The sequence below is a fragment of the Beijerinckia sp. L45 genome (assembly GCF_009765775.1).
Lineage (GTDB): Bacteria > Pseudomonadota > Alphaproteobacteria > Rhizobiales > Beijerinckiaceae > RH-AL1.
In genome coordinates this window covers 1-2,316 of record NZ_LMUU01000206.1, presented here as the reverse complement: position 1 = coordinate 2,316, position 2,316 = coordinate 1, and the positions used below count along the sequence as shown (strand labels likewise).

The window sequence follows — 2,316 nt, the reverse complement described above, 5'->3', positions numbered from 1 at the left end:
CGGTCATCGCCGACGGCGGCATCAAATATTCCGGCGATTTCGCCAAAGCCATCGCGGCGGGCGCGGATTGCGTGATGATCGGCTCGCTGCTCGCCGGCACCGACGAGAGCCCCGGCGAGGTCTACCTCTACCAGGGCCGCTCGTTCAAATCCTACCGCGGCATGGGGTCTGTGGGGGCGATGGCGCGCGGCTCCGCCGACCGCTATTTTCAGCAGGATATCAAGGACACGCTGAAGCTCGTCCCCGAGGGGATCGAGGGCCAGGTGCCCTACCGCGGCCCCGCCGGCGCCATTTTACACCAGCTCGGCGGCGGCCTGCGGGCCGCCATGGGCTATGTTGGAGCCCCAACCATCGAGGCATTCCAGGAGCGGGCGAAATTCGTGCGCATCTCGTCGGCGGGCCTGCGCGAAAGCCACGTCCACGACGTCGGCATCACCCGCGAAAGCCCGAACTATCCGACAGGCCTGTAGAGCGGCCTCACGTCGAATTGCGGAAAACCACCCCGACGCCGGGTCTTGACCCGGCGCGCGGCGCGTCGGTTACTTCTCCCATGCGCGGCGACTTGGACGGCGACTTGGACGACGATTTCGATCCTCATGACGGCGTTCGGCGACGGCGCACCGCCAAAAGACGTCGAACACCAACACGAATTTCCGGGAAAGCCGTCGCTCGACGACATGATGAAAAGCGCCAGAGGAATCCGCTCTTGCTGGTTGTCACTCACGATGATTTCGGCCTTGTCGCGCTGGCGCGGCGCCGCCAACTCAAGCTCAAGCAGGCCGACGTGGCGCAAAAAGTCGGCGTCGGCCGGCAATGGATCGGCGCGCTGGAGGCCCGCAAACCCGGCCTCGAACTGAGCCTCGTGCTGCGCACCCTCGATGCGCTCGGCGTCGACATCATGATCTGTCCGCGCGACCCCGCGCCGGCCTGGACGCTGCCGCTCACGGCGCAGGCCTGCGCAAGACTCCGCCAGCGGGATGCGAATCTGCAGCGGCGGGCGCCGTCGCTGCAGACGCCGTCGGTCTAACCGGCCTTGCCGCTCAAGGGGCCGCTGATTTCGATCACATTGCCGTCCAGGTCCCGCACGCCGGCGACGCGTCGCCCCGGGTCCGGATAGTCGGCAGCCGGCAGCGCCGCCGGGACGTCGCGCGATGCCAGATCGGCCATGGTCGCATCGACGTCGTCGCTGGCGAAGCAGATATGGTTCCACCCGCCGATGGCAAACTGCTCCATGAAGCTTTGGTTTGTTCGCAAACCGCTGACGTCGCCGCCTCCGATGATCTCCAGCCGCGACGCGTTCGGCCCTCTGAGGTAAGCGATCTCGACGCCCGGGACCTGTTCGAGCGTCCAGCGCTTTTCGACTGCGAACCCCAGTTTCTCCTCATACCAGGCAAGGGCTGCTTCAAAATCGCGGACCCGGACGCAGGCGTGATCGATCCCGCGCATTTATGAGGTGCCGTGTTTTCCGTCATCGGACTCTCCTGTTCCAGAAGCTCGGCCAGCGGAGCGTTTCGCCCAACCGTCGGGACCCCGCGTGGGGCACGCCAAATGCCGAGCCTTCGGGACCAACACCGCAGGCTTCTGTTGCAGAACGATTGCAGCGGCAGACCGCAAGGTGCCGCCGGCGTGGCGCCACCCTGCGGCGACGGGCGTGCGCAGATGGGCCCGACCCGACCGCCGCCCGGTTGGATGGCCCACGGCGCGCCGCCGGACAACAGATCACGTCACCGTTCGCCCTTCAAAACCGCCTTAATGATTACCGGACCAGTATTGATGCCTTGAAAACGATCGATCTTCGCGCAATCCACACAAAGGCCGGCCGCCACGATTCGGTGTCATTTCCGCAATATTCGGCCTCTACCACTTCACGCCGTAAGTTCGTTCGAGTGTTGTTCATTGAAGCTTTTTGCGTTGTTGGCGGGGGCGGTCGCCCTTGCGGTTTGTCTGTGTGGAACTTCGGTTGAAGCAAAACAAAGACACGGGTTTCATCATCACGCGCATCGCGTGCATCGGCACTACCAAGGCCACCACCGTCCGAAATCGGGCCCCGCGAGGCCAGACCGGCATCGTGCGCATTTTCACAGCCTCCGCATCCATCATGCCGCGTTTCGCCGTCCCGACGGCCGGGCGGCGCGCGCCATGCTGGCTCTGCACACCAGTGCCGGAACGCCCAGCGCCGTGCGCATCGCGATGCAATATGTCGGTTCGCGCAATCCCTCGCGCACCCGCGGCGCCTGGTGCGGCGACTTTATGAATCTGATCGAGCATCGCGCCCGCCGTCCCGGCATCGCCTCGCGCCGCGCCGTCGATTGGCGG

General features: G+C 65.4%; 3 protein-coding genes. 2 read left to right on the top strand and 1 reads right to left on the bottom strand.

Annotated elements, in window-relative coordinates; translation table 11 throughout:
* Together GSQ79_RS21605 and GSQ79_RS21600 are read left to right on the top strand one after the other, a co-directional pair.
* On the top strand, window positions 1–470 hold a 470-nt coding region (locus GSQ79_RS21605), incomplete at its 5' end, for an IMP dehydrogenase (protein WP_174243255.1).
* A gap of 104 nt (window positions 471–574) precedes the next feature.
* Window positions 575–1,027 carry a helix-turn-helix domain-containing protein gene (locus GSQ79_RS21600; protein WP_158810852.1) on the top strand — a complete coding sequence of 151 codons (453 nt, stop codon included), beginning with the start codon at window positions 575–577 and terminating at the stop codon, window positions 1,025–1,027.
* Here the strand turns inward: GSQ79_RS21600 and GSQ79_RS21595 are convergent.
* Window positions 1,024–1,446, bottom strand: coding sequence for a VOC family protein (locus GSQ79_RS21595; RefSeq protein ID WP_158810851.1), 423 nt, complete (start codon window positions 1,444–1,446; stop codon window positions 1,024–1,026). The genes GSQ79_RS21600 and GSQ79_RS21595 overlap by 4 nt on opposite strands.
* Window positions 1,447–2,316 lie beyond the last annotated feature (870 nt).

Coding starts and splice junctions, on each gene's coding strand:
- GSQ79_RS21595 (WP_158810851.1), bottom strand. CDS start 1,446: ATGCGCGGGATCGATCACGCCTGCGTCCGGGTCCGCGATTTTGAAGCA.